A 25,569-nucleotide genomic window follows, 5' to 3' on the forward strand; every position below is an offset into this window, starting at 1 on the left:
CATTTTGCCTCTTGCTTTTCAGTAAAAGGATTTTAAAACACTTTTAGTTCTTTAAATTAAATTGGTAGAGCACTAGTGCAGCCTTAACCGGCAGTAGTATTGCCATTCTAAAAATTGCTTTGTCTTTTGGGAATGGGAAATCATATGAATTTAGCGGTTTAGCACAGTTGCCTATTTATTACGTTATCTTTGCTTACCTATTATATGCCTTTCCTCTAAAGAACTCCAGTCTGTAAAATTAGGAAGAGAAGTTAAGTTGGAGAGTATGTGGGAGTTGTGGTTCTGATGTTGATATGGCCAATCAGTATATGGTATATAAAGCCATTGAATAACAAAGCCATAAGTGGCAGCAAAAATTTGTGCAAGAATAGAGATCCAGCAGCTAACACGGAGCATAATTTAGACATTGGCTCCGCCTCGCCCAGTATATAGCACGAACACGTTATCGCTGATTAAATATAAAGCCCCTATTTAATCGGTGCTGAAATTTATAAACTATGATTGATTCATCAAATATTTGCTTGGCTTGTGGATTGTGTTGTGACGGCACCCTGATTGGGTTTGTACAGCTCGGTCAGGAAGAACTGCCTCGACTAAAAGAAATAATGGAGATAGAGGATGTAAATGGCCAGGGATTTTTTCTTCATCCTTGTGACAAATATTGTAATGGTTGCACTATTTACTCCGAAAGACCGAAACATTGTGCCAGTTTTAAATGCGGACTTTTAAAATCCGTCGAACAGAAGGAATTGGGCTTTGAGTCGGCTACTGAAATAATCAATGTAGTGAAGCAGAAAAAAATTGCCATAGAAAGACAGCTAGCAATCCTTAAAATCAACCTTAAATCCCAATCATTTTACTTTAAGATGGTCGAGTTGAAAAAGTGGTTGCATAAAAACACGTCTGCAGCGGCATCAACGCAAGACCATCTAGAATTAACATCTGAGCTCAATCAGCTCGACAGTCTGCTGTCAGAAAAATTCAATCTCTCGTTAAATTAAGCGTAAGATTTTATTGATTGACGTTACGCAAAAGAGCAACGCCGTTCGTTAAAGTCCCCCTTTGAAGGGGGCAGGGGGATGAAAAGCATTCGGCAAGCCACTTCCTGCTCCTAGCTTGATGAGACACAGCTTCTAAAATATTTCACATGGGGGTGTCCGCAGGGAGTGTCATCCCCCTACCCCCTTCAAAGGGGGACAATAAAGGGCTTTGCGTAAGAGCAGTTATTGACTGAAAAATACAGAGGATTACTTTGGTTACATACAGTTGAAATACATAATAAACAGCAGCTATCAAGGTGTATAGTACAAGCCTAAAACGAAAGAACCCTTTTACAAAGCCGTAAAAGGGTTCTTCAGTTTTATACCTATAAGAAGGCAGGTACGGGCGATAACAATGCCACCGATAGCCTCTTAATTCCAGCCGCCACCCAAGGCCTGGTACATATGCACCGTGGCGTTTAACTGCTTCATCTTGGTTTCAATCAGCTCAAACCTCGATTCCAGCGCGTCGCGTTGGGTCAGCAGCACTTCCATATAATCGGCTCTGGCAGACCGGAAGAGGTCGTTGGAGATGACAATGGATTGGTTGAGCGCCTGCACCTGTTGCGACTTCAGATCGTAGCTTTTCTCCAGGTTGCTGATATTCGACAGCTGATTGGCCACCTCGATATATGCGTTCAGGATGGTTTTCTCGTAGTTATAAACCGCCTGTATCTGCTTGGCATTGGCACTGTAATAGGTTGCTTTGATGGCATTCTTGTTGATCAAGGGGCCGGTCAAATCCCCTGCCAGCGAATACAGCAAGGATTCTGGTGATTTCAGCAGATAGGCTGGGTTAAATGCCTGGAAACCAATGCCCGCCGTTATACCTAAAGAAGGATAAAAGTTAGCTTTGGCTACCTGCACATCCAGTTTGGCTGCCGCCAGGTCCAGCTCGGCCTGCTTAATGTCGGGACGGTTTTCTAACAACTGAGCGGGCACACCCGCCTGAATAGCGACAGGGGCCAAATTGTTGAAAGCCTTGGCATCCCGCGCAATGGGTTGCGGATACCTGCCCACCAGAAAGTTGATCCTGTTCTCCGTTTCCGTGATTCGCTGCTGGATATCGTACTGGAGGCTACGGGTGCTGAGCACCTGGGCTTCGAACCTGCGCACAGCCAGTTCCGTAACACGCGCCGCTTGCTTTTGCAGCTTCACAATCTCCAGGGCATTGGTCTGGATCTCGATGTTCTGCTGCACGATATCCAACTGGTTATCCAGCGCCAAAAGCTCATAGTATGAATTGGCAATTTCGGCAACCAGGTTCGTCACCATGAAGTTCTTGCCTTCTACAGACGACAGATACCGAAGCACCGCCGCCTCTTTCGCGTTTCGCAGCTTGTGCCATATATCCACCTCCCAGGTAGCAAAAGCGCCAGCCAGGAAATCAGGAAGGGGCTCTGGCATTTCTTTCTCCGGTTTTATGTCGGTGGTCGCCTCCATCGCCCCGATGTTGGTATAGCGGGCTACTTTGTCAACGCCGGCAGCGCCTCTAAGGCCTACAGAAGGCAGGTACTCCCCTTTTCTGGCCCTTATCTCGTTTTGGGCCACCTGAATTTCCTGCAGCGTAATGTTCAGCTCCTGGTTGTTCTGCAGGGCGTTGTCAATCAGGGCGCTCAGGTTTGGGTCGGTAAAATATGCCTGCCACTTGCCTTTTGCAGTATTGGATGTATCCTGCGAGGTTTTATAACTAGCAGGCACTGCCGTATTCACTGATTTTTCAACTAAAGCTGGAGTTGTACAGGCCGTAAAAGTCAACGACATGCAGGCCACTCCCAAGCCTATGGATATTATTCTTTTAAGCATGATGTACATAATCTTCGGTTAAAGGAACCTCGTCTTCATCTTTAATCAGGTGGCGGCCATCTGCCATGTGGGCGAATATGTAATACAACCCGGGCACGATGATGACGCCGAAAATGGTGCCGAACAACATACCCCCTAAAGCCGAGGCACCAATGGTGCGGTTACCGATCGCGCCAGCGCCTGTGGCAATAATCAGCGGAATCAAACCGGCGATAAAGGCGAAGGAGGTCATTAGGATCGGGCGGAAACGGACTCTTGCACCCTCAATGGCAGCGTCGAATATCGTAGCCCCCTCTTGGCGCTTCTGCACAGCAAACTCTACAATAAGCACCGCGTTTTTACCCAACAGACCGACCAGCATGATGAGGCCGATCTGGGCATATATGTTATTCTCCAGCCCCATAAGCTTCAGCAATAGAAACGAGCCAAATACCCCGACGGGCAGCGAGAACACCACCGCCAATGGAATAATGAAACTCTCGTACTGGGCGGCCAATACCAGGTAGACAAACAGAACCACCACAATGAACACATACAGCGATTCATTGCCTCTTGTCGATTCGTCGTAAGAAAGGCCTTCCCAGGCAATGTCATACCCTCTGGGCAAGGTTTCTTTGGCCACCTCGCGCACTGCCTGGATGGCGTCGGCTGTGGTATACCCTTTCGCCGGTAAGCCCTGAATAGCCGCGGAGTTATACATGTTGAAGCGGGTTACCTCGTTAGGCCCTTGCGTTTTCTTGAGCTTCATGAAGGATGAATAAGGCACCATTTCCCCCTGGTCATTTTTCACAAAGAGCTTCAACACATCCGAAGGAAGCCTTCTGAATTGCGGATCGGACTGCACATATACCTTGAAAAACTGGCCGAACTTGATAAAGCCCTGCTCATAGGTGCTACCAATCATGATGTTAAGGTTTTCCATTGCTTTTCCGATCGAAACCCCTTTTTGCATGGCCCGGTTATTATCTATCTCCAGTTCGTACTGCGGATAATTGGCAGCAAAGAAGGTAAACAAGCCGGAAAGCTCTTTGCGCTTGCGCAGGTTGTCCATAAACTCCTGGTTTATTTTATCGAACTCCTGGTAGTCGGTATCGGTGGTTTTATCCAACAAACGCATCGAGAAACCTCCTGATGTACCGAAGCCCGGAATGGCTGGTGGTTCGAAGAACTCTACCACGGCGCCGAGGCCCTGCGATTTCTCCTCCAGTTCTTCCATGATTTCTTTCACGGTATGATCCCGGTCAGACCACTTTTTCAGGTTGATAAGACAAGTACCGGCATTGGAGCCTCTTCCTTCGGTCATGATCTCGTAACCGGCCAAAGAAGATACCGACTCCACACCTTCTACCTCTTCGCATATTTTCTGAAGCTTTTGCGATACCTGGTTGGTCTTCTCCAGCGTGGATCCCGGAGGTGTCTGGATGATGGCATAGATCGTCCCCTGGTCTTCGTTCGGTATAAATCCTGCCGGCAGCACTTGATTTTCGTAGAAAATGCCTAACCCGAATGCGAGGAGTATGCCGAAAGTAAGCCACCTTCTGCTGACAATTGCTGTTAGCAAGCCTACATACTTACCCGTAAGTTTATCAAAGCCTCTATTAAAGCTATCGAGCGTTCTGGTCAGCAGGTTTCTTTTCTTTTTCTTCCCGTGATTGTTCTGTAACAGCATAGCGCAAAGCACCGGCGTAAGCGTCAGGGCGATGATGGCCGATATGACAATAGAACTTGCCATGGTAATGGAGAACTGCCGGTAAAAAGTACCCACCGGACCCGTCATAAACGAGATAGGCAGGAAAACCGCTACCATAACAGCCGTAATGGCAATGATAGCGCCACTGATCTCGCCAAGCACTTTTTTAACAGCCGCATAAGGCGTTAGGTATGGCTCCTCCTCCATTTTAGCATGAACGGCTTCGACCACCACAATCGCATCATCCACCACAATACCAATTGCCAGTACAAGGGCAAAAAGCGTCACTAAGTTGATGGAAAGCCCGAAGAACTGGATCACGAAAAAGGCCCCGATCAGGGATACCGGAACCGCGAGGATGGGTATGAGCGTAGAACGCCAATCGCCGAGGAAGATGAATACAACCAGGGCCACCAGTATAAACGCATCCCGCAGGGTATCAATCACTTGCTCTATAGAGGCATCCAGAAACTGCGACACGTCATAGCTGATTTTATAGTCCATTCCCGGAGGGAAGGTAGCCTTCATTTCATCGAGCTGCGCTTTAACCTCTTCTATCACATCGCTGGCATTACTGCCATAGTTCTGCTTAAGTACAATGGCTGCGGATGGCTTGCCGTCGAGGTTGGAATAGATATCAAAGAACTCACTTCCGAGCTCTACCTCAGCGATATCCCCCAAGTGTATGCTTTCGCCTTTTGCGTTGGCCCGAATGATAATGCTCTTATACTCTTCCGGCTTGTTATACCGTCCTTTGTAGGTAAGCACATATTCCAGCGACTGCGCGGCTATACCGGAGCTTTGCCCCAGCCTTCCCGGCCGACCGATGATACTCTGCTCGCCCAAAGCCTCCATCACTTCTTCCACAGAAATGTTATAGGCCCGCATACGGTCAGGGTTCAGCCAAACGCGCATCGCGTAACGTCGGCTACCCAAGATCTGCGCCCTGGCCACCCCTTTGATCCGCTGTATTTCTGGGATCATCTTCACGGTGGCGTAGTTGAACAGGAACTTCTCGTCCATACTTTTCACCTTGGAATAGAGGTTGACATACATCAACATACTCGGCTGGATGGGCGTAATCACAACCCCTTCCCGCTGCACTAATTCAGGCAGGAGCGGCATCACCTGGTCTACCCTCGTTTTCACCCGGATCACCGCATCATTGGGGTCTGTTCCTGGTTCAAAAATCACCCTTAGGGTAGCCTCACCGGCACTGGTCGCGTCGGTGGCGATGTAGCGCATATCCTGAACGCCGTTAATGGCATTCTCCAGCGTGATTAGCGTGGAATTTACCAGTACATCCGCACTGGCGCCGGGGTAGGCAATAAAAATATTGACGGTTGTGGGTGCAATTTCCGGGAACTGCGAAATCGGCAGCTTCTTGATGGCCAATGTACCCACAAACACTATCATGACCGATATCACAATCGCGAACACGGGCCTGTGTATGAATTTACTAAACATTTCTTGTCGTTTTAGGATACCTAATTACTCAGCGTATAAATCCAGGTGAGCCATGACGGATTTAGGCTGCATGAAATTGTATTGAATTTTCTCCTTCTCGCGCACCAGGCGCAAGCCCTCCAGCAGGAACTTATCGTCTTTCGTGAGGCCTTTCTGCACCACATAAATGTGCGGCATTTCCGCGGCTATGGTAATTTCGCGTGATTTCAATACATTGTTTTTATCCACCACAAACACATACTTCTTGTCCATCACCTCAAAAGTGGCTTTCTGTGGTATGATTAGCGCATGGGTAATCGGCACGCTCATGAGTATATTGCCGGTTTCGCCGTGCCGTAACAGCCCTTCCGGGTTAGGAAAAGTAGCCCGGAAGGCAATATTTCCGGTTTCATTGTCAAAATCGGCTTCAATGGTCTCGACAACTCCTGTATGTGCAAACACCTTGTTATTGGCCATCAAAAGGCTCACTTGCGCTTTCTCCTCTTTCTTGCCCGATGTTTTATAATCCAGGTATTTCGCTTCCGGCACGTTGTAATACACCCACATCTTGCTGTTGTCAGAAAGCTCCGTAAGCAGGTCGCCTTCGTCTACCAGGCTTCCCTGCCGCACATGGAAGCGGTCGATAATACCGTCGAAAGGGGCTCTGATTTCCGTGAATTGCAGGTGTACCTGCGCCAGCGATAACTCTGCCTTGGCCTTGTCGAGCTTGGCCTTGGCCATCGCCAGCTCATTCGGCGACACAACATTGCTATCGGTCAGCCTTTTGGTGTTGAGGTATTCGATTTCAGTCGCTTTTACCTCAGCCTGTGCCTTGTGCATTTCGGCTTCGTAGAGCTTCGGCATAATCTGAAACATTAATTGTCCTGCTTTCACTGCCTGGCCTTCGTCTACAAAGATTTTCTGCAGGTAGCCTCTTTCCATTGTCCGCACTTCGATATGGCGTATGGAACGGATCTGGGACACATACTCTTCGGTAAGGGTCGTGTCCATCACGACCGGGCTGGTGACCATAAATTTGGTTTCGGCCTCCTTTTTTTCTTCTCCTTTGGATTGGGTACAGCTTGTTTGGCACAACATGGCGCATAAGCCAAGGAGCATGAGAATTCTCTTCATGGAAAATTGGTATTAAAACAATAAGAATTGATTGATGAACTCTTTGTGAAAGGTGTATATGGAACAATACACAAGCGTATCCGGTATAGCGCGAGGCTTACAGGAAATGCATCATAAAAATGAAATGAGGAAAGCCAGACAATAGGAAATTACCTGGTAAACGATAAACTATACTCTAATAACCTGGAGGTTAAGATGCCATCTATAGGCTGAAAAATGGGCAAGGTACTTCGAATGGGCGAAGTATTTGGAAAGGAAGCGGAACAAATAGCCGCATATAAAGGCATAAAGGATAGCAGCAATGTAATTGGCGCTATCCAAAAAGGCCTTCAGAGAAAGTGATTCATCTTCCTCGATCTCGTATTCGGCGGTAATTAATTTCCTGTGATTTTCTTTTGCCGAACCGGATGAAGAAGTATTAAAAACAGTGGCCTCTTCGAATTGGGAGGCCCGGAAAGTAATTGTTTCTGGCTCAGCGATTTTTTCGAGGGAAGCATAAGAAGCGCTTTCCTTTGCTGCATGGGCAGATAATGGCCTGTACCCGCTTACCAGCAGGATGATCAGAGGGAGAAGATATTTCAACACAGCCTTTATCATCTGCCGCAAAGATGCATCAAGATACTTATAGAGACAAATCGTAAAGCTAAAATATTTGTTCAAACAGTAAACAGACATTTCTATACTTCGCCCTTGTTACGATGCAGTATAATCTGGCACTAATGCAGAGAAACTCCTCGTACTCCTTATCACACATATAATTATTTAGGATACTCAGGCGTAAAAACATTGATCGAATCAATATAGAAACAACTCCCCTCCCACTTACGCTGCTGCGCGTTTCAGCCTACAGCATTTTTTATACTTCTCGCCGCTGCCGCAGGGGCATAGTTCGTTGCGGCGCACGCGTTTGCCGTAGGGGTTCAGCAGCTTTTTGAAGTCGATGCGGAAACGGCGCTTGATGTTTTTCTGGTGGAAGATCTTGGTGAGGAGGGTATAAAGCTCCGGGTGCTTCTCGGCCAACATATCTGGCTTTTCGAAGAAATACTCTGTAACCACCGCAAAGAACTCAGCCTCGCTGGTGGCACCGTAGCTGTTAATGTCGGAGTCGCCCGCCTTAATTTCCTGGATGTTGCGGTACATGAGTTCCTGCCACGGCTGGATGAGTTCTTCGGGCAGGTAAGCAGCCGGTGTGCCGTCTATCTCGCCGTCGGCCTGGTCGAGCATGTGGGCAAACTCATGGATGCCCACGTTCTTGCGGTCGGCCATGTCGTTGAAACCGCGCTCCAGGGCAGGCTTAGAGAGCGTGACGTAGTGGGCGTTCTGGAAAGGGTTCACGCGGCCCAGCACCTCCGACACAGCCTCGCTTTTCTCGTCTTTATACCGTTTGATGCTTCCCGGAAACACCAGCACTTCGCCCAGGCTCTGGTACTCCCAGTCGCGAAAGCCAAAGATGGGGATGATGGCGCTCGCCCCTACCAGAATCTTGGTCACATCGTCCACCACCACGTCAATACCCGTTATCCGCTTCTCCGACAGGAAAAGCTGCAGCATCTTCTCGAAGCGCCCTTTGTCTTCCTCCGTTTTCAGGGTATGGTAAAAGCCGATCCTGTCCTGCAGGATCTTGCGCCATGCCGCCGGAAACTCAGTTGCCAGCACTTTTTTGCGTTGGCGCGTTTTGCGGGTAGCCCACGTATAAAAAAGCAGGCCAATGCCTGCAACCAGTGCAATAAAAACGAGATACCCCATGGAGCACTTTAACGCACCGAAAAGAGGAAAGATGCCTATATAACCAGCAAATTACACCCCCGGATGTCCGAATTATCGAAACGCCCCAACACCTCGAAGCTTCCGTCTGCCGAAACCCGTCCTATATCCTTGGTCTCGACAAAGGCGCAGGAATGGACGTTGGCCAGGTCGATGACGTTGATGCCGCCGGAGCGGTGCTGCAGGCTGATGTCGAAGGGGTCGTTGAGGTCGCGGAGGAGCACCCGCATGCTATACCCTGGCCAGAACACGCCGTTGCCCTTCGAGTAGCCCTGCGACAGCAGCTCCGTCATACCATATTCCGAGTGTATGGCCTCCACCCCGAAGCCCGCCTTTAACTGGGCGTGCAGTTCCTCGCGGATCATCTCCCGGCGGCGGCCTTTCATACCCCCGGTTTCCATCACGGTCACGCCGCTGAAATCCTCAAGCCCCAGCAGTTCCTCCGCCAGATCCAGCAGGGCATACGAAACACCGATCAGCAGCACCTTCTTGCCGCGCTGCCGCGCCTGCCGCATCGCCTGCAGCAGGAGGGTATGGTTGCGCAGGTAAAACCCGTGCTCCCGCTGCTGTGTCTGCCGGATAAAGAAATCAACCATGGCCACCAGCGAGGAACCGCCCTGCTCCAGGTAAGAAGGCAGCAAGGCCAGCACCACATACTCCCGCAGCGGGCCGTAAAACTGCTCAAAAGTTCTTTGTGCTACCGCGTGGTAAAGGTCCAGGGAAGGCACCAGGTGGCGGCTGCGCACCTGCTTGGTGGTGCCACTGCTGTAAAAAGTGACTTTAGGGGTAAACTCTCCCGTTTTCACCTCTTGCTCCTTAAAAAACTCGATAGGCAAAAAAGGCAATTGCTCCAGCACGGTAATCTCACCGGGTTTTATACCCAGATAGTGTATATAGGCTCTGTAAACCGGGTTGTGCTGTGCCTGATACCGAAACAGGTCGAGCGCCACCGCCTCGAAGTCAAAACGCGCTTCCTGCTGAAGCAGCCTGGTATGGTTGTTTTTAAAATCCATTGAATACAACAAATCCTATATTTCCTGCGTTTGAAATAGTAAATTTAGCTTCATTTTCTAATACCCTGCATGAAACACCTGCTGAAGTATAGCGCTGCCCTGCTGTTGCTGCCCCTGCTGATGAGCAGTTGCCGCGAGGAGCCCAATTATCCCGACGAGCCGGAGATCTCATTCAATCGGGTAGACCAGTTTACCTACACCAAAAACAGGATCACCTTCGACTCGCTGGTAGTGGTGGTGGATTTCCAGGACGGTGACGGGGACTTAGGCCTCCGGCGAAAGTCGCAGGGCGAGGGCGACCCCGACTTTAAAGCCCCCTTCGACCAAAGCTCCCCTTTTTTCAACAACTTCTTCGTGAACCTGCAGATCAAGCGGGGCAGCAGGTATGTGCCATTTCCTTTTTCTTCCGAGTTCCTGAATTTTAACGGCCGTTTCCCGCGGCTGGCCACAGACGATAAAAGCGAGGTGCTGGAAGGGCAGGTAAAATATACACTCACCAACTTCTCAGACGATATCTTTGACCCACGGGACACGGTCCGTTTCGAAATCTTCATCTACGACCGTGCCCTGCATAAGAGCAACGTTGTATACTCTAACGATGTTGTCCTTTTTCAGGGGCTATAAGCATCCGCGATTCAGTTAAAAGAGAAGCCCCCGGCGACGCAAGTTGCCGGGGGCTTCTCTTTTTTTGTAGGGTATACCTCTTTTTTAGTAGATGGTCGGGAAGTCTTCCGGGTTGGCTTCGTGCATGATCTCATACACCATCTCAAACACGTCCTCAGGGCTCGGTTTAGAGAAGTAGTCGCCGTCAGAGCCGTACGGTGGCCGGTGCGCATGCGCCGACAGGCAGGCAGGCTTTGCGTCCAGCCAGCGGTAGGCTCCCTGCTCATCCACCACCTGCTGCATCATGTAGGCGGTTGCACCACCGGGCACATCCTCGTCAGCAAACAGTACGCGGCTTGTCTTCCGGATAGAATCCGTGATCATATGATCCGTGTCGAAGGGTAACAGTGTTTGCACGTCCAGCACCTCCGCCGAAATACCGAACGCCTCCAGTTGCGTGGCGGCCTCCATCACAATGCGGCACATCGAGCCATACGTCACGATGGTAATGTCCGTGCCTTGCTTCAGGATTTCCGGCTGGCCCAGGGGCACAGTAAACTCGGCAATGTTATTCGGGATACGCTCTTTCAGGCGATAGCCGTTCAGGCACTCGATCACCAGGGCGGGGTCGTCGGACTTTAGCAGCGTGTTATAGAACCCGGCGGCCTGCGTCATGTTGCGCGGCACCAGCACGTGCATACCCCGGATACTGCTCAGGATCATACCTATGGGTGAGCCGGAATGCCAGATGCCTTCGAGGCGGTGACCGCGCGTACGGACGATGAGCGGAGCTTTCTGCCCGCCTTTAGTGCGGTACTGCAGCGTGGCCAGGTCATCCGAAAGGATCTGGATGGCATACAGCAGGTAGTCGAGATACTGGATCTCGGCGATTGGGCGCAGGCCCCGAAGCGCTGCCCCGATGCCCTGCCCAATGATGGTGCACTCGCGGATGCCGGTGTCGGTCACGCGGAGCTCCCCGTATTTTTCCTGCAAGCCAGCAAAGGCCTGGTTCACGTCGCCGATATACCCTACGTCCTCGCCGAGGGCGAACACGCGCGGGTCGCGGGCCAGCATGGCGTCAAAGCAGGCCTGCAGCACCTCGCGGCCATCCACTGTTGGGGAGCTGTCGTCAAATTCGGCTTTCACCTCCTCTACCAGCAGGGCCGACTCCTCGGATTGGCTGTAGAGATAAGAGTTGTAGCGGTCTGCGTTCTCGCCCATGGTCTGTTCCAGCCACCCGATAAGCTCGCGCTTGGCCTGGCTGCGCTCGGTGCGCACATAGCGCAGGGCCTTGCGCACGGCCTTCACCGCATCGCTGCGGATGGGAGGCTCAATTTTGCGCAGTTCTTTGGCGATTGTGGCCAGTTGGGTGGCGTGCTCGTTGCTGGCCGAAGCCAGGTTATCCAGCAGGCGGAGGGCTTCGGTATGGTCTTGCTTGATGGAGTGCAGGAGCTCGCCCCAGGCGTGACCGCGTGCCTTGCGCACAGTCTCTTTGGCCTCCGCCTCTATTTTTTCAAGCTGTTCTTCTGTGGCAATGCCGTTTTCCAGTATCCATTCCCGCATTTTCCGGAGGCAATCGTGGTCGGCCTCCCAGGCAAGGCGCTCGGCAGGCTTGTAGCGCTCGTGCGACCCCGAAGTAGAGTGGCCCTGCGGCTGCGTCATCTCCTCCACGTGCACCAGCACAGGCACGTGCTGCTCGCGGCACACGCGCACCGCAGCCTCATACGTCTCGCAGAGGGCCATGTAGTCCCAGCCCTTCACCCGGAAGATTTCATACCCCTGCTCGTCCTCGCTGTTGCGCTGGAAACCGGCCAGTATCTCCGAGATGCTTCCTTTAGTCGTCTGGTAGGCCGCTGGCACAGAAATACCGTAGCCATCGTCCCAGACAGAAACCAGCATGGGCACCTGCAGCACCCCCGCCGCGTTGATCGCCTCGAAAAACATACCCTCTGAGGTGGAGGCGTTGCCGATCGTGCCAAAGGCCACCTCGTTTCCGCGGTTCGAGAACTGCGTCAGGTGCTGGAGGCCGGGGTTTTGGCGGTATAGCTTGGAGGCGTAGGCCAGGCCCACCAGGCGCGGCATCTGTCCGGCCGTGGGCGAAATGTCGGCGCTGGAGTTCCTGATCTCCATCAGGTTCTTCCAGTTGCCCTCCTCATCCAGCGAGCGGGTGCCGAAGTGTCCGTTCATGGCGCGGCCCGCCGTGGAGGGATCGGCCTCAATATCGGTGTGCGCATACAGTTGGGCAAAATACTGCTCCAGCGTCAGCTCACCTATGGCAAACATGAAAGTCTGGTCTCGGTAATAGCCAGCGCGGAAATCGCCGGAGAGGAAGAACTTGGCCATGGCAAGCTGCGCCACCTCCTTTCCATCGCCGAATATGCCGAATTTGGCCTTTCCCATAAAAACTTCCTTGCGGCCAGTGAGGCTAGCCTGACGGCTCTCCCAGCCGATGCGGTAGTCGTTCAGGATCTCTTCAGCGGTTAGTTTCTGAGTTATAGATGCTTCGGCAGTCTGCATGTTTTCTCGGTTAGGCAATGGTGAGTTGTTACTCATCAAAAGTAAAGAAAAAATACCCTATTTTCAAATTAAGGCCGATTTGTGCCCTGTGGGCATAGTCGCACTTTAAGGAATCAAAAAGAAATTAGTACATTTGTTTTGGCCTGAGCGCTTCAGAACTTAAATCGCGTAAATTTTGCTTCTATATTACTGTATGACACGAAAGCTGCACATCCTGCTGGCGCTTTGCTGCCTGCTTGCGGCCTCCCAGGCTTTTGCACAGGGCAAGCTGAGCTTCGAGAAAGAAACCCATGACTTTGGCACCATTGCCGAGGGCACACAGGCTGTTTACGAGTTCAGGCTGAAAAATGTGGGCGACCAACCGGTAATAATTACCGGCGTGCAGGCCTCCTGCGGCTGCACCACCCCCACCTGGACCTCGGCCCCCATCCTACCTGGCAAAATGGGCATGGTTACTGCTGTGTACAACAGTGCGGGGAGGCCCGGGGCGTTTAACAAGTCCATCAGCGTGGCCTCGAATGCCGAAGCGCCCCTGCAAGTATTGTACATAAAAGGAGAGGTTGGGCCCAAAGACTTAAAAACTAACTACTCCCCGGAACAAAAGGCAATGTCACCGCGTTTGGCAGTTGGAAGCACAAATTACAATTTCGGAAAACTTGAAATAGGACAAAAATCTATAGCAAAATTCCGAATTAAAAACACGGGCCGACAGCCACTGGTTATCCAGGGCGTAAAATCTGCCTGCAACTGCGTCCAATACCGCGTTTCGGAGCCAGCGCTAAAACCCGGACAAACCGCACTTGTGGAACTAAGATACAGTGCAACGGTGTTGGGTGAGCAAAGCGAGGAAGTAACTGTTCTTTCAAATGATATTGTAGTGCCCATGCTTCGGTTCACCCTGAAGGCAAACGTGACCAAGCGACAGGCACCCGAAAATATGTTAAGGAAAGGCGAACAGCCGACACCTTAGAGATAGTTTTTTTCATAGTTTTATTTTGTACTAATGGCAGTGATTCTATCACTGCCTTTTTTCATTTATACCCCTCCCGTCGCACTTGTGCCGGTCCTGGTAATTGCACCTGTGCCCCTGTGCTTTCCGCTTCGCCCGCCGCTGGGTGCGGGCCTGTGGCTAGAGTGTTTTATTTGACTGGAGAAGTGGTATCTTTGCGCATCTTTTTAAAACCTACAACTACTCACAAAATCTAGAACGACATGATTATTGGTGTTCCGAAGGAAATAAAGAATAACGAAAACCGAGTGGGCGCTACGCCAGCCGGTGTAATTGAACTGGTGCGCAACGGCCATACCGTTTACGTGCAGTCTACCGCGGGCGAGGGCAGCGGCTTTGTGGATGACGAGTACTCCCGCGCAGGCGCCACGATCCTTCCGAGCATCGAGGAAGTGTACGGCATTGCGGAGATGATCATTAAGGTGAAGGAGCCAATTGAGCTGGAGTATAGCCTGATCCGTGAAAACCAGCTGCTGTTCACGTATTTCCACTTTGCCTCTTACGAGCCCCTGACGCACGCCATGATCGAGCGAAAGGCTGTTTGCCTCGCCTACGAAACGGTGGAGAAGGCCGACAGAAGCTTACCGCTGCTGGTTCCAATGTCGGAGGTGGCGGGCCGCATGGCCATACAGGAAGGCGCCAAGTACCTGGAGAAGCCCATGCAGGGCCGCGGCATTCTTCTGGGAGGCGTACCGGGCGTGCGCCCGGCCAAGGTGCTGGTGATCGGTGGTGGTGTGGTTGGGACCAACGCAGCCAAGATGGCAGCGGGTATGGGTGCCGATGTCACGATCATGGACAACAACCTGCAGCGCCTGCGCTACCTCGACGACATCATGCCAGCCAACGTCAACACCTTCATGTCTAATGAGTACAACATCCGCGAGCTGTTGCCTACCCACGACCTGATTGTGGGGGCCGTGCTGATACCGGGAGCCAAGGCCCCCCACCTCATCACGCGCGACATGCTGAAGGAAATGCGCTCGGGCACAGTGGTGGTAGACGTAGCTGTGGATCAGGGCGGCTGCATCGAGACCTGCAAGCCGACGACGCACGAGAACCCAACCTACATCATCGACGATGTGGTGCATTACTGCGTGGCCAACATGCCGGGCGCTGTGCCTTATACCTCTACCCTCGCGCTTACTAACGCCACGCTGCCGTATGCGATCCAGCTGGCCAACAAAGGCTGGAAGAAAGCCTGCGCCGAGAGCGTTGAGTTGCTGAAAGGCCTGAACGTGGTGCAAGGCAAGGTGGTATACCAGGGCGTGGCCGAAGCGTTCGGTCTGGAATTTGTGCCTGCTGAAGAGGTGCTCTAAACAGCCACTTTACTGTGCAAAGGGCGCCTTTTTGACTCTGTCAGAAAGGCGCTCTCATGTTAGGCGGTTGCATACTTAGGGTTTTTGTTGGAAAAGTATACCTGCCTCATTACGTTTTATCCTGTAGACATTCATGTTCGATACGTCTTTTAAACTACTGCTGCGTCGCCTTGGCCTGCTGTTGGGGCTGTACATGGCGTTGCGCGTGGTTTTTTATACCCTTAACTACCCCACTTTTGCCACAGCAAGTGCCGGTGAGACGGTGTTGGCCTTCCTGCATGGCCTTCGCTTCGATGTGTCTGCCCTGTTAATCGTGAACAGCGCCTTTGTCTTTTTTTCGCTGTTGCCGCTGGGCGACACGCTGCAGCCAAAGTACCAGCGGATCGTCAAATGGGTATACATGCTTTCCAACGCCCCTTTCATCGCGCTGGCCCTCGTAGACCTGGAGTTTTTCAAGTTTATCGGGCGGCGCTCCAGCAACGAGCTCCTTACCATTGGCGGTGACATCACGGAGCAGCTCGGGCAGCTTGTGGGGTATTACTGGTACCTTGGCCTGGGCTTTGTGCTGCTGCTTTGGTTCCTGATCCAGGTATACCCAAAAGCCCCGGCTGGCGCTAGGCCGCAGGGGGCGGTATGGCTCCGGAGCCTGCGGCTGCTCCTGGTGGCTGCTGTTGCAGTGCTGGGTATACGGGGAGGGCTGCAGTTGAAACCGTTGCGCCCGAGCCATGCCTTTCTGCTGGAGCCCGCCGCGCTGGGGCACCTTTCCCTCAACAGCCCTTTCACGTTCATCAAGGGAGTGGGCCAGACCAGGCTGGAGGAAAAGCACTACTATGCCTCTGATGCGGCGCTGCTGGCGGCGCTGCCCTTCAGCCCCGACCGCTACGCAAACCCGGCGGGGGGTATAAAAAAAGAAAACGTGGTGATCCTGATTCTGGAGAGCTTTGCGGCGGAGTATGTAGGCGCACTGAACAAAGGGGTCGGTTATACCCCTTTCCTGGACTCACTGGCTACGGAGGGTGTGCTGTTCCAAAACGCCTTTGCCAATGGCCGAAAGTCCATCGAGGCCTTGCCTTCTATCCTGGCGGGCATCCCCTCGCTGATGGAGCAGCCGTTCATCACCTCGCCCTACCAGGCCAACCGCTATACCGGCCTGGGCACGGTCCTGCAGCGGCAGGGCTACCAGACGGCCATGTTCCATGGGGCGGCAAACGGCTCCATGGGCTTCAACAACTTCTCGAAGGCCGCCGGCATCCAGTCCTACTACGGCATCGACGAGTACCCTGCCGCCAACCGCGGCCGCGACTTCGACGGCCAGTGGGGCATCTTCGACGAGCCCTACCTGCAGTATGTGGCGCAGGAGCTGACGGCATTCCGGCAACCGTTTATGGCAACCGTTTTCACGCTCAGCTCGCACCAGCCCTATACCGTGCCCGAAAAATACCGCGGCCGCTTCCCGAAGGGAGAGCTGGAGATCCATGAGTCGATCGGCTACGCCGATTATGCCTTGCGCGCGTTTTTCGGTATGGCCCGAAAGCAGCCCTGGTACTCGAACACGCTGTTTATCCTTACCGCCGATCATACCCAGAAAAGCATGGCCCCGGCCTACCAGAACGAACTGGGCCCCTACCGCGTGCCGCTGCTTCTCTTCCATCCGGGCCACGCGTTTGACGCCGTAGACCCCAGGCAGGTGACCCAGCACGCCGACATCATGCCTACCGTAATCGACTACCTGAACATCCCCACGCGGGAGGTGCTCCCCTTCGGGCGCTCCGTGCTCGACAGCACAAGCCAGGGCCTGGCGCTCCTCTACAACGGCAACACCTATTACCTGGTGCAGCAGCAGGATGTAACGGCCCTCGCACCCAACGACCAGACGCAGTTTTATACCTTCGCCGACATGGCCCCCGGCCCGCCAGCACCAAAGGCAGCCCGGCAGCTGAAAGCCTTCGTCCAATACTTCCGGAACGGTATGGCTGGCAACAGACTGTATTTCTGGAATAACTGAACCATGCGCCCCGGAATGCGCGCTTCTACTCAGTTATTCAAAAATCCGCTACTCGAAAGTGAAGGGGGGTATGGCTTGCAAAGGCTGGAACTGCCTGGTTTCAAAATCGACCTGCCAGCAGAAGTGCTGCATGCCATTGGTGATGACCAGGTAGGGTGCCCGCAGCGTTTGGTTGTAGACGGAAACCTGCTTCACCACCGCCTGGGAGATGGGCACATGGGTGGCCTTGCACTCGACAAGCAGGTGCGGCTTGCCTTGCTGGTTATACACGCACAGGTCCGAGCGCTTCTGCAGTGTGTTGTAATTGGCGCCGCGCTCGATGCTGATCAGACTTTTAGGGTAGGCAAACTCGTTGATGAGGTAGTGCACGAAATGCTGCCGCACCCACTCTTCGGGCGTCAGGACCACGTTTTTGCGCCGGATTACGTCAAATATCAGGTAATTCGCGCCAGATTTTGTAATTTTGTGTTCAAATGATGGCAGATTCAAGGCTTCCATGCCGCAATTTAGCCATTTCCTGATGTTCCGCCTCAGTAGTGACCACTACAAGGGCGGATTTTTTATACCACTTTTTAGCACCTCTAGCGCATGAAGACCAAAGAAGAAATTGTAAGTGACTGGCTGCCCCGATACACCGGAGTGCCTTTGGAAGAGTTTGGCGAGTATATTCTGCTGACCAACTTTATCAACTACGTGCGCATGTTCGCCGACCGCTTCGGCGTTGAGCTCAATGGCCTGGACAAGCCCATGCAGACGGCCACGGCCAACAACATCACCATCGTGAACTTCGGGATGGGAAGCGCCATGGCGGCTACCGTGATGGACCTGCTCTCGGCCATCAAGCCGAAGGCGGCGCTGTTTCTGGGCAAGTGCGGCGGCCTGAAGAAAAAGACGCAGATCGGCGACCTGATCCTTCCGATAGCGGCCATCCGCGGCGAGGGCACCTCCGACGACTACATGCCCCCGGAAATCCCGGCTCTGCCCTCCTTCCGTTTGCAGCGCGCGGTGTCGTCCATGATCAAGAAGCACGAGATGGACTACTGGACGGGCACGGTATACACCACCAACCGCCGCGTGTGGGAGCATGACGAGGAGTTTAAGGAGTACCTGCGCCAGATACGCGCCATGGGCGTGGACATGGAGACGGCCACGATCTTCACGGTAGGCTTCATCAACGAGATTCCGCACGGCGCACTGCTGCTGGTGTCGGACAACCCGATGATTCCGGAGGGCGTGAAAACCTCTGAGAGCGACAAGCTGGTGACCAGCAACTTCGCTGAAAAGCACCTGAGCATCGGCATCGACTCGCTGCTTGAGCTGATTAACTCCGGAGAGTCTGTAAAGCACATGCGCTTTGAATAAGCATTCCACCATGACCAACACGCTACGTTCCTTTGCCGCTGCCATACTGCTTGGCAGCGCTTTTCTTGGCGGCTGCGCAGGCCGCAAAGCCGACGCTGAGGCAGCAGACCTGATCGTGTACAACGGAAACGTGTACACCGTGAACGACAGCTTCGACAAAGCGGAGGCATTTGCGGTGAAGAACGGCAAAATCATCGCCGTAGGCACCTCAGCCGATATCCGGGCGAAATACACTGCCCCGGAAACTCTGGATGCGGAGGGCAGATCCGTCTACCCTGGCCTGATCGACGCCCACTCCCACTTCTACCGCTACGGCCTCGGGCTGCAGTCGGCGGACCTGGTGGGAACAGCGTCTTTCAAGGAAGTGGTGCAGCAACTGGTGGCGCAACGGGCAAAATACCCCGATGCCGACTGGCTCACTGGCCGTGGCTGGGACCAGAATGACTGGGCCGTCAAGGAATTCCCCTCCAAGGATACCCTGGACCAGCTCTTCCTGGATGTGCCTGTCATCATCACCCGCGTGGACGGGCATGCGGCCCTGGCTAACCAGAAAGCCCTCGACCTGGCCGGCATCACGCCCCAAACAAAGATGGTGGGTGGTCTGGTGGAGGTGAATGGCGCCGCCATGACCGGCATCCTGATCGACAACGCCGTGGACCTCGTTACGGACAAAATTCCGGAGGCAGAGGAGGCAGAAAAGAGACAGGCGCTCAAAAACGCGGAAGCCAACTGCTTCGCCGTCGGGCTGACAACGGTAGACGACGCGGGGCTGGACAAAGCCACGGTAGACCTGCTGAACGACATGCACCAAAAAGGCGAGCTGCAGATGCGCGTGTACGCCATGCTGAACCCTACCCAGGAGAACAAGGACTTCTACTTCAAAAACGGGCCTTACAAGACCGACAGGCTGAACGTGCGCTCGTTTAAGGTATATGCTGATGGTGCCCTCGGCTCCAGGGGTGCAAACCTGCTCAAGCCATACCACGACAAGGCCGGGCATTACGGTTTTCTGCTGGCCTCGGAGCAGGAGTTCCGAGACATCGCCAAACTGCTGCATGCGCACGGTTTTCAGATGAACACGCACGCCATCGGCGACTCAGCCAACCGCCTCCTGCTGGACATATATGGCAACCTGCTGGGCGGGAAAAACGAAAAGCGCTGGCGCATTGAGCACGCACAGATCGTTAACCCGGCGGATATGGGCAAGTTCGGGCAGTTCAGTATCATCCCGTCGGTGCAGCCCACGCATGCCACCTCTGATATGTACTGGGCAGGGGACAGGCTGGGCGACGCGCGCATCCGGCATGCCTATCCGTTTAAAGAACTGCTGGACCAGAACGGCTTTATACCCCTGGGCAGTGACTTTCCGGTGGAGGACATCAACCCGTTTTATACCTTCCATGCAGCCGTTGCCCGCCAGGACGCTAAAAATTACCCAAGCGGCGGTTTCCAGATGGAGAACGCGCTCACCCGAGAACAGGCCCTGCGTGGCATCACGATCTGGGCGGCGCGGTCTAACTTTGAGGAGGCTGAGAAAGGCAGCATTGAGCCGGGCAAATTCGCCGACTTCATCATCCTCGACAAAGACCTGATGGAAATTGCCCCCGCCGAAATGCGCGGTGTGCAGGTGCTTCATACCTACCTCAATGGCAGGCAGGTATATAAAAAGTAAGCTTTCTGTTTTCTGATGCACCAACCGGAGAAAGCCGCTGCAGGATTAATTGCAGCGGCTTTCTCCGGTTTCCGATTTATACCTATAAATAAATTCATACCGTTAACAAATAGATTCTGCGCATATGTAAGTGTTTGTGCAGAATAACCCACCCCTACCCCTCCCGAGAGGGCCCCTACCCCCACGAGGGGAATTACACTACTTTAAAGGCAAGGCTGTGTGCACTCACCAATTGATATTGGTACCAGATGTATAAATTCAGAGCTATTTTGACTGGATATTTATACCTCATGAATTCATACGGGCACGGTGTGGGTGCTTTCTGGCTGAGCTTCCAGTGATTTTTTGCCCCGTACCAGCAACAAGAACAGCAGCCCTAATACAAAAAAGCTGATAAGCGCCAGAATGCTGTAGCGCATTGAACCGGTATAGTAGGCAATCATCCCGTATGCCAGCGTACCCAGCACAATCGAGACTTTCTCCGTCACATCGTAAAAACTAAAAAAAGAGGCGTGGTCTACTGTGGTGGCGGGTATGAGTTTGGAGTAGGTAGAGCGGGACAGCGACTGTATGCCGCCCATCACGGAGCCCACGATGGCGGCCAGCACGTAAAACTGAAACTCGGTATATGTGAAATAGGCCCCGATGCAGACGCCAATCCAGATAAGCACGGCAAAAACCAGCGCCCTGATATTCCCGAACCTTGCTGACAGCCTGGAGAAGGTATAGGCTCCAGCTACCGCCACCAACTGTATAATCAGTATCGTCAGGATCAGCACCTCGCTCGGCAGGCGCAGTTCCACCTCCCCGAAAATGGCAGCCAGGTACATCACGGTCTGCACCCCCATGTTGTAGAAAAAATAGGCCAGCAGAAAGCGCTTGAGCAGCGGCAGGTATTTCACCTGGTCCAGCACGTGCCTGAGCTCTTTAAAGCCGTTCAGTATCCAGCTTCCTTTCGGCTTGCGGGCATACACATTGCCTGGCAAATGGTAAAACGAGTATTGCGCGAAGCCAAACCACCAGATGCCGGTGCTCAGGAAGGCGATGCGCGGCGGAAGCGAGGTGTTCTCTGGGGCAATGCCGAACCACTGCGGCTTCATGATCATGGCCAGGTTGAAGACCAGCAGCAGCACGCTTCCCACGTAGCCCATCGAAAAACCGCGCGCACTCAGCCTGTCGTACTGATCTTCGGTGGCAATCTCGGGCAGGTAGGCATTGTAAAACACAATGCTGCCGCTGTAACCGATCGTGGCAAGCACAAACAGTACGACTGAAATAGTAAAAGTCTCTTTGGTAAAGAAGAAAAGCCCAGCGCAGGAAAAGGCCCCCAGGTAACAGAAAAGCCGCATAAACAGCTTTTTGCGGCCACTGTAGTCGGCAATGGCAGTCAGAAACGGACTCAGGGCGGCGATGATTAGGAATGCCGCCGAGATGGCATAGGTGAAGAGCACCGAACTCTCCAGCTCAAACCCAAGGAAGCTTACCACCCCTGACCCATCAGGGTTTCGGGCCACCGCGCTGAAATATATAGGGAATATGGTTGACGTGATGACCAGCGAGTAAACAGAGTTTGCCCAGTCGTAGAAGCACCAGGCCCTGCTCACAGTAGGATTGTTCTTTTGCATCGTCTAAAATAGCAAAAATAATACTGCTGGCCTCTGCTATGCGGAAAAACGAAAGAAGACAGTTAGCTAACCGTGCGCTTTCTCAGGATGGAGAGCACGGTCTCCCAAAGGTGCTCATAAGGTATAATCTCCACTTCGGCAAAGGCGTCGCCGGGGGCGGGCGTGTTGCTTAGCTTGGCAAACAGGTTCTTGCTGGCCGCTTTCGTCCGTACTTCGTCCAGGTCGTTATGAATGGCCAGCAACAAAAGCCGCAGAAAATATCTGGGGCGCTCCGCCTTCTCCCCGCGCATATACTTGAGAACGTATTTCCTGATTCGCTCAGCCTGTTGCTCAAAGTTGAAATCGTCCTGTACTGCAAAGCTATCGATGATATTCAGGATAAACAGCGACAGGTTAAACCCTGCCTTGTCTTTTGGCAGCTCTACCAGTTGGGTAAACACATCGTTTGGCAATTCCATCTGCAGCTGCGCTGGCATGGCATTACTGATTAAAACCAAGTGCCTCCTGAAAAGCTCCCAACGCTCTTTTGCTGGTTGCTGGATGATGCTCAAAAACCGATTCTCCATCACCTCTCGCATGATTTCTCCGGCTAAAGCATATTTTCTGGCATGGAGCGCCAGAAGCAGGTAATTCTCCATAAAGGCGAACCAATTCACAGATAAAGGATCAAACAGCTTAGCATACTCCACAGCGAGTACCAGTCCCTGATCATATTTTTTTGTCCGGAGTAAAGCGTACACTCGAATAAAGGAGTTATATTTTTTATTATACCAGCCAGGATGAATAACCCCATCTCTTAATAAATTCTCAGCAGTTTCTACCGCACCTGCAATAGTACTATAGTCACCGCAAAGCTCTAAGTAACTAATATTTAATATGTTATACATATTAAATATAGATGACGATGATGACTCTTGCCAAAGCTTCTGTAGCTCTTGTAAAATTGCAGGTAGTTTGCCAAGCCATTCGTTGCGTGTCTTCATATTGGATTTCAATGCTACACTTGCACTTTGATACAACATGACTGCGAGTCGCTCTTTAGCTTCTAAAGTATAATACTTTTGAAGTTCAACCTCTGTCTTGGTAAATGCTTTATCACTTCCTATGATAGAATTGATTACTTGCTTGAGTTCTAAGCACCTAACAATTCTTTTGTTTAACTCATCAGCTTTAGCTGTTTCTAAAGCTTGGTTTAAAACTTTTTCTGCTATTTTGTATTCATTTGCAGTTATAAGAATTTGCGCCTCGAGTATAACCGTATCGACTTCGCACGCTTGGACATTACTATGAATAAACTTATCTTTTGGCAATTCTATAAAATTTAATTGCCTGAGAAGCTTTTTCCGAATTCTTGACTTAAGCATACGGTAATTCGCATCTACTTTATTACTTCCGTAAAGTGCCCGAGCTGCTTCTTCATCAGTATCCACTTCACCCTGCTCAATCAACTTGAACAATCTGGTCTCATTACTTTTCTCATCTTGAAGATTAACGAAGGGGTTAGATTTGTTACCCCTTTTTTGTATTAGTTTGACTAGCCTTGTAAGATCTTCCATTCAATTTGGTTTCTTAACTAGCTTGATTGTCTAGAATGAAAAGTATGTGTTTCCATAGATGCTCGTAGGGTACAATCTCAATTTCTGCATAAGCATCTCCTGGGGTTGGTGTATCAATAAGTTTTTGATATTGCTTTTGTCCTTTACTACGGCAAACATCAGCATCGAAGTCTTCGGTAACAGTTAGAATAAGAAGCTTTAAGAACAGCTTACTTCTTAAACTAAAAGTATCTCTCAAATGTGTTAATATATACTTTTTTAAACTTTCGATTCGATAAAGCAATGCTTCAGAATCTTCTTTCTGTAAGAAGTATATAAACTGTAAAATAAGGATAGCTACATTAAAACCTAGCTTATCTTTGCTGTATTCTGGTAATGAGAGATTATAGGGGTTTTTGTGAAGATTCAAGTCAGTGCTGTTATGTGGGCTAATTATTCTATAATAAGCCTGATAAAGACTCCATCTTTCTTTCGCTATATTTGAAATCCGATAAAAAGAACTGTTTGATAATACTTTATGAAGAAGGAGGCTACAAATAGAGAATTGGTTTGAATGCAAAGCTAAAAGAAAGTAATTCTCCATATAGGCAAACCAATTCACAGCTCCTTCTTTAAATTCAGTAACAAATTTTTCAGCGTAGAGTAACCCATTTGAATAATCCTTACTTCTTAAATGTGCATATACTAAAACGAATTTATTGTAATTTGATTTGAACCTTAGGGGATTAATCACACCCTGCGCAGCCCATTTCTCTGCGTTTATGGTCATTTCAACAATTTTGTCAAAGCTTCCGGTCAATTCATAGTAGGAGATGGATGTTTTGTAATATGCATCAAAGGCGACAAAGGTCTGTGCTTCTCGCCAGAGCGAATTTAAGTCCTCTATTATTTTAGGGAGTTTTGGGAGTAATCGTTTCCTAGCTGTTATAGAGTTCTTTAAGCTTACGTTTACACTTTGAAAAATCATCAATGCTTTAAACTCAGCGTTTCTCTTTGACATTATATCATCCAGAGTAGCTAATGTTTTATTGAAAAGCTTTGAATTACCCATTTCAGAATAACAAGCAACAGCTAGTTCAAGCGCTGTAACCTTATGATTTGTATAATCATATTTCTCAGCTATCGCCATTATTTTATTTATTAAGGATAAGGCAACATCAAACTCGTAGCTGATTCTCAAAGTGTATGCCTGTTGGAGCATCGTATGGCAGGCTTGTTCTTTTGCGTAGTTTTTTAAACCAGCTTTAGCATAGTCTAAGAAAAGTAAGTTGTTTAGTAATTTTTTCTTAAGCCGATGTTTTAACATCTTATAGCGCACATCATTGGCAGATGAACTATAAAGGCTTTGAGCAGCAGCTTCATCAGATTCATATTCCCCATTTTTTATACCCTCATACAAAGCATCCTCCTTGCTAGTTCGACCATTTTCAATCGGTAATACTAAACTTAGGTTAACGCTATTAGTTACTAACTTTGCAATCTTGGACAATTCTTCCATGATAAATATATGAAATAACAAAAAGGGCAACTATTCAAATAGAATAACACAAAAAAAAGTGAAATGCTTAAATGTTACTTTTAGTCATAAAGATGGGTTTAAAATTAAATATAATTAACGAATATTTACTTAAACAAAGTAACGATTATGTTACTTTAAAATAGTTTGTAGTCCGAAAGTATTGCAAATAAAGTAATAATGGGTCAAATCAACTTACACTATATTTAATTAAACAAATTTAAAATTTAAATATACACAGTTACTTATTGTGTAATTTATTCCTTTTAAGGATGAGCAAACTAGCTCAACTTTGTGATAGATATTAATCCTAAAACAATAAAGAAAATGATAGCATTAATAATTACAATCTTAATCAGCTTAGGCGGAGTAGCAACTGAAACTAAAACAGCCCCTAAGGACACAAAGCCTACAACTACAACAACTGCCTCAACAGCTACTGTCATGGGTGGCACATCTACGTGGACTAATGGTGGAGAATAATTAGTGACCTCT

The 25,569-nt window shown here is 50.7% G+C and carries 19 protein-coding genes; 8 read left to right on the forward strand and 11 right to left on the reverse strand.

Annotated features, from left to right (window positions below):
- Window positions 1-497 precede the first annotated feature (497 nt).
- On the forward strand, window positions 498-1,001 hold the full coding sequence (locus MKJ04_RS21410; protein WP_241644034.1) for a YkgJ family cysteine cluster protein: 504 nt from the start codon (window positions 498-500) through the stop codon (window positions 999-1,001).
- Between the two features lie 411 nt (window positions 1,002-1,412).
- On the opposite strand, the gene MKJ04_RS21415 is transcribed toward MKJ04_RS21410, so the two are convergent.
- The 6 genes from MKJ04_RS21415 to MKJ04_RS21440 form a co-directional block, all read right to left on the reverse strand.
- Window positions 1,413-2,846 carry a TolC family protein gene (locus MKJ04_RS21415; protein ID WP_241644036.1) on the reverse strand — a complete coding sequence of 478 codons (1,434 nt, stop codon included), beginning with the start codon at window positions 2,844-2,846 and terminating at the stop codon, window positions 1,413-1,415.
- The gene (locus MKJ04_RS21420) at window positions 2,839-6,003 is read right to left on the reverse strand and encodes an efflux RND transporter permease subunit (protein ID WP_241644038.1); all 3,165 of its coding nucleotides are present in this window, start codon (window positions 6,001-6,003) and stop codon (window positions 2,839-2,841) included. Before MKJ04_RS21420 ends, MKJ04_RS21415 begins: the two co-directional genes overlap by 8 nt.
- A gap of 24 nt (window positions 6,004-6,027) precedes the next feature.
- Window positions 6,028-7,116 carry an efflux RND transporter periplasmic adaptor subunit gene (locus MKJ04_RS21425; RefSeq protein WP_241644041.1) on the reverse strand — a complete coding sequence of 363 codons (1,089 nt, stop codon included), beginning with the start codon at window positions 7,114-7,116 and terminating at the stop codon, window positions 6,028-6,030.
- A 168-nt stretch (window positions 7,117-7,284) separates the two neighbouring features.
- Window positions 7,285-7,776 (reverse strand): hypothetical protein, encoded by a 492-nt coding sequence (locus MKJ04_RS21430; RefSeq protein WP_241644043.1) that lies wholly within the window; start codon window positions 7,774-7,776, stop codon window positions 7,285-7,287.
- Between the two features lie 162 nt (window positions 7,777-7,938).
- Complete coding sequence (locus tag MKJ04_RS21435) at window positions 7,939-8,862, reverse strand: zinc-dependent peptidase (RefSeq protein ID WP_241644045.1); 924 nt, start codon at window positions 8,860-8,862, stop codon at window positions 7,939-7,941.
- Window positions 8,863-8,897: 35 nt separating this feature from the next.
- A complete protein-coding gene (locus MKJ04_RS21440) occupies window positions 8,898-9,893 on the reverse strand; it encodes an acyl transferase (RefSeq protein ID WP_241644047.1) in 996 nt (331 codons plus the stop codon).
- A 69-nt stretch (window positions 9,894-9,962) separates the two neighbouring features.
- Here MKJ04_RS21440 and MKJ04_RS21445 point away from each other — a divergent pair, with 69 nt between their 5' ends.
- Window positions 9,963-10,517 carry a hypothetical protein gene (locus MKJ04_RS21445; protein WP_241644049.1) on the forward strand — a complete coding sequence of 185 codons (555 nt, stop codon included), beginning with the start codon at window positions 9,963-9,965 and terminating at the stop codon, window positions 10,515-10,517.
- Window positions 10,518-10,601: 84 nt separating this feature from the next.
- Here MKJ04_RS21445 and MKJ04_RS21450 read toward each other — a convergent pair whose 3' ends face one another.
- Window positions 10,602-13,013: a thiamine pyrophosphate-dependent enzyme gene (locus MKJ04_RS21450; RefSeq protein ID WP_241644051.1), complete on the reverse strand. Its 2,412-nt coding sequence runs from the start codon at window positions 13,011-13,013 to the stop codon at window positions 10,602-10,604.
- 193 nt (window positions 13,014-13,206) lie between these two features.
- Between MKJ04_RS21450 and MKJ04_RS21455 the strand changes: the two genes are divergently transcribed.
- The 3 genes from MKJ04_RS21455 to MKJ04_RS21465 all read left to right on the forward strand — a co-directional run bounded on the left by MKJ04_RS21455 (window position 13,207) and on the right by MKJ04_RS21465 (window position 17,343).
- Complete coding sequence (locus MKJ04_RS21455) at window positions 13,207-13,983, forward strand: DUF1573 domain-containing protein (RefSeq protein WP_241644053.1); 777 nt, start codon at window positions 13,207-13,209, stop codon at window positions 13,981-13,983.
- 242 nt (window positions 13,984-14,225) lie between these two features.
- Window positions 14,226-15,338 (forward strand): alanine dehydrogenase, encoded by a 1,113-nt coding sequence (gene ald / locus MKJ04_RS21460; RefSeq protein ID WP_241644055.1) that lies wholly within the window; start codon window positions 14,226-14,228, stop codon window positions 15,336-15,338.
- Between the two features lie 133 nt (window positions 15,339-15,471).
- Complete coding sequence (locus MKJ04_RS21465; protein ID WP_241644057.1) at window positions 15,472-17,343, forward strand: LTA synthase family protein; 1,872 nt, start codon at window positions 15,472-15,474, stop codon at window positions 17,341-17,343.
- 48 nt (window positions 17,344-17,391) lie between these two features.
- Here MKJ04_RS21465 and MKJ04_RS21470 read toward each other — a convergent pair whose 3' ends face one another.
- Window positions 17,392-17,841: a type I restriction enzyme HsdR N-terminal domain-containing protein gene (locus tag MKJ04_RS21470; RefSeq protein WP_241644059.1), complete on the reverse strand. Its 450-nt coding sequence runs from the start codon at window positions 17,839-17,841 to the stop codon at window positions 17,392-17,394.
- Between the two features lie 90 nt (window positions 17,842-17,931).
- On the opposite strand from MKJ04_RS21470, the gene MKJ04_RS21475 reads away from it, so the two are divergent.
- Window positions 17,932-18,705 carry an AMP nucleosidase gene (locus MKJ04_RS21475; RefSeq protein WP_241644061.1) on the forward strand — a complete coding sequence of 258 codons (774 nt, stop codon included), beginning with the start codon at window positions 17,932-17,934 and terminating at the stop codon, window positions 18,703-18,705.
- Window positions 18,706-18,715: 10 nt separating this feature from the next.
- Entirely contained in the window at window positions 18,716-20,377 is a 1,662-nt protein-coding gene (locus tag MKJ04_RS21480) for an amidohydrolase (RefSeq protein ID WP_241644095.1), read from the forward strand.
- 296 nt (window positions 20,378-20,673) lie between these two features.
- On the opposite strand, the gene MKJ04_RS21485 is transcribed toward MKJ04_RS21480, so the two are convergent.
- The 3 genes from MKJ04_RS21485 to MKJ04_RS21495 form a co-directional block, all read right to left on the reverse strand.
- Window positions 20,674-22,002, reverse strand: a complete 1,329-nt coding sequence (locus MKJ04_RS21485) for an MFS transporter (RefSeq protein ID WP_241644063.1) — start codon at window positions 22,000-22,002, stop codon at window positions 20,674-20,676.
- Between the two features lie 62 nt (window positions 22,003-22,064).
- A complete protein-coding gene (locus MKJ04_RS21490) occupies window positions 22,065-23,558 on the reverse strand; it encodes a hypothetical protein (RefSeq protein ID WP_241644065.1) in 1,494 nt (497 codons plus the stop codon).
- 13 nt (window positions 23,559-23,571) lie between these two features.
- Window positions 23,572-25,056 (reverse strand): hypothetical protein, encoded by a 1,485-nt coding sequence (locus MKJ04_RS21495; RefSeq protein WP_241644067.1) that lies wholly within the window; start codon window positions 25,054-25,056, stop codon window positions 23,572-23,574.
- A gap of 312 nt (window positions 25,057-25,368) precedes the next feature.
- Here MKJ04_RS21495 and MKJ04_RS21500 point away from each other — a divergent pair, with 312 nt between their 5' ends.
- On the forward strand, window positions 25,369-25,557 hold the full coding sequence (locus MKJ04_RS21500; RefSeq protein ID WP_241644069.1) for a hypothetical protein: 189 nt from the start codon (window positions 25,369-25,371) through the stop codon (window positions 25,555-25,557).
- Window positions 25,558-25,569: the final 12 nt, after the last annotated feature.

This window comes from Pontibacter sp. E15-1 (assembly GCF_022601975.1).
Classification (GTDB): Bacteria; Bacteroidota; Bacteroidia; order Cytophagales; family Hymenobacteraceae; genus Pontibacter.

What these genes read in the sequence shown, in the direction of transcription:
- MKJ04_RS21440 (WP_241644047.1), bottom strand. Translation starts at nt 9,893, where the DNA reads ATGGATTTTAAAAACAACCATACCAGGCTGCTTCAGCAGGAAGCGCGT.
- MKJ04_RS21415 (WP_241644036.1), bottom strand. Translation starts at nt 2,846, where the DNA reads ATGCTTAAAAGAATAATATCCATAGGCTTGGGAGTGGCCTGCATGTCG.
- MKJ04_RS21410 (WP_241644034.1), top strand. Translation starts at nt 498, where the DNA reads ATGATTGATTCATCAAATATTTGCTTGGCTTGTGGATTGTGTTGTGAC.
- MKJ04_RS21475 (WP_241644061.1), top strand. Translation starts at nt 17,932, where the DNA reads ATGAAGACCAAAGAAGAAATTGTAAGTGACTGGCTGCCCCGATACACC.
- MKJ04_RS21490 (WP_241644065.1), bottom strand. Translation starts at nt 23,558, where the DNA reads ATGGAAGATCTTACAAGGCTAGTCAAACTAATACAAAAAAGGGGTAAC.
- MKJ04_RS21425 (WP_241644041.1), bottom strand. Translation starts at nt 7,116, where the DNA reads ATGAAGAGAATTCTCATGCTCCTTGGCTTATGCGCCATGTTGTGCCAA.
- MKJ04_RS21450 (WP_241644051.1), bottom strand. Translation starts at nt 13,013, where the DNA reads ATGCAGACTGCCGAAGCATCTATAACTCAGAAACTAACCGCTGAAGAG.
- MKJ04_RS21495 (WP_241644067.1), bottom strand. Translation starts at nt 25,056, where the DNA reads ATGGAAGAATTGTCCAAGATTGCAAAGTTAGTAACTAATAGCGTTAAC.
- MKJ04_RS21480 (WP_241644095.1), top strand. Translation starts at nt 18,716, where the DNA reads ATGACCAACACGCTACGTTCCTTTGCCGCTGCCATACTGCTTGGCAGC.
- MKJ04_RS21470 (WP_241644059.1), bottom strand. Translation starts at nt 17,841, where the DNA reads ATGGAAGCCTTGAATCTGCCATCATTTGAACACAAAATTACAAAATCT.
- MKJ04_RS21445 (WP_241644049.1), top strand. Translation starts at nt 9,963, where the DNA reads ATGAAACACCTGCTGAAGTATAGCGCTGCCCTGCTGTTGCTGCCCCTG.
- MKJ04_RS21435 (WP_241644045.1), bottom strand. Translation starts at nt 8,862, where the DNA reads ATGGGGTATCTCGTTTTTATTGCACTGGTTGCAGGCATTGGCCTGCTT.
- MKJ04_RS21465 (WP_241644057.1), top strand. Translation starts at nt 15,472, where the DNA reads ATGTTCGATACGTCTTTTAAACTACTGCTGCGTCGCCTTGGCCTGCTG.
- MKJ04_RS21420 (WP_241644038.1), bottom strand. Translation starts at nt 6,003, where the DNA reads ATGTTTAGTAAATTCATACACAGGCCCGTGTTCGCGATTGTGATATCG.
- ald (WP_241644055.1), top strand. Translation starts at nt 14,226, where the DNA reads ATGATTATTGGTGTTCCGAAGGAAATAAAGAATAACGAAAACCGAGTG.
- MKJ04_RS21455 (WP_241644053.1), top strand. Translation starts at nt 13,207, where the DNA reads ATGACACGAAAGCTGCACATCCTGCTGGCGCTTTGCTGCCTGCTTGCG.
- MKJ04_RS21485 (WP_241644063.1), bottom strand. Translation starts at nt 22,002, where the DNA reads ATGCAAAAGAACAATCCTACTGTGAGCAGGGCCTGGTGCTTCTACGAC.